We start from the raw sequence: 1,410 nt of genomic DNA on the forward strand, positions 1-1,410 counted from the left end.
CAGCAAAACCCTCCGTTTTAACTGTGTCTGACCTTAGCAGATTAACCGGCCAACATAATTGTCGTCACGCCGGTCAAGTTAATTGTCGCTCTATAGCTTCCTGAGCTCTTCAAAAATAATGATTTATCAATACTACCAATTACAAGAGGTTCATATATTATAGGAAAACTTGATACTTTCCATGACTTTAATAAAGAGCCTTGTAATGTACAATCTTTTGAATTTCCACACTTAGAAAGTCTCGATTATGAAAACATCACCAGTGAATCAATAGCAATTAATTGCGCTTATGTATCAAAAATCATTCACAATTTTGTCGATGAAGAAGAGCTATTTCCAACAGTAAATGGCAGAATGAGTTCGTCTAAATTCAATTTCAAAATAACCAACTCAAAAACAACCACTCATGATGTTCAAGTAATAAACGCTCAAATTGAAATTGATGGTGGTTATGAAGGGAATAATTCATTAGTTCTTATAGAAGCTAAAAACTATATTTCAAATGATTTTCTTATTAGACAGCTATATTACCCATACCAACTCTGGGCAAATAAAATTAACAAAAAAGTACGGCCAGTTTTTCTCACTTACTCAAATGGTGAATTTCATCTAAGAGAGTATGCATTCGATTCTTTGGATAACTATAATTCAATACGTCTTTTAAAACATACAAAATATATTATTCAAAAAGAAAGTTTCAATTTTGAAACATTACAACAAATTCTTGATGATATCAAAATACTTCCTGAGCCTCACAACGCCCCCTTTCCACAAGCTGATGAATTTAAGCGAGTTATCAATCTCTGTGAACTTTTGCTTGAAAAAGACTTTCTATCAAAAGAGGAAATAACGGAAAACTATGATTTTGTCAGCAGACAAACTGATTACTATAGCAATGCTGGTAAATATCTTGGCTTAATAGACACCGGAAGGGATCCCGCTACAAATCAAATCGGCTGTTATTTAACTGATATTGGAAAGAAAATCTTAACCACCAATCTTGCAGATAGACAAGTATTATATATTCGTCAAATTCTTTCTTATCAAGTATTTAATAAAACGTTAAAACTGTATTTTGAAAAAACCTCACCACCTTCCAAGGAGGAGATTGTCAAAATCATGAAAGAATCAAGAATTCCTAACATGAATTCTGAAAAAACCTTCAAGAGAAGAGCTACTACTGTTTTAAGTTGGATAAACTGGATTTTAGAACAAGTAGATGAATGAAATGCTATAACGGTAACCACCCCCTAAATTAACACAGCTCAAATATAGAATTTTCCTTTATAGTTAAATTATCTTTAGGGGTTTTACGATGAGCAAACGTAAGAGTGAAGAACAGATTATCGCCTTGTTAAAGCGTGCAGAAGCGGGTGAGCCGATCGCTGACCTATGTCGTCAAGAAGGTAT

General features: G+C 33.3%; 1 protein-coding gene. It reads left to right on the top strand.

The annotated features are described in order from the left end of the window. Positions 1-159: 159 nt before the first annotated feature. Positions 160-1,227, top strand: coding sequence for a DUF6997 domain-containing protein (locus B092_RS14545; RefSeq protein WP_408637655.1), 1,068 nt, complete (start codon positions 160-162; stop codon positions 1,225-1,227). The last annotated feature ends 183 nt before the right edge of the window (positions 1,228-1,410 follow it).

The sequence above is a fragment of the Oligella ureolytica DSM 18253 genome (assembly GCF_000373745.1).
GTDB classification, from domain to species: Bacteria; Pseudomonadota; Gammaproteobacteria; order Burkholderiales; family Burkholderiaceae_B; genus Oligella; species Oligella ureolytica.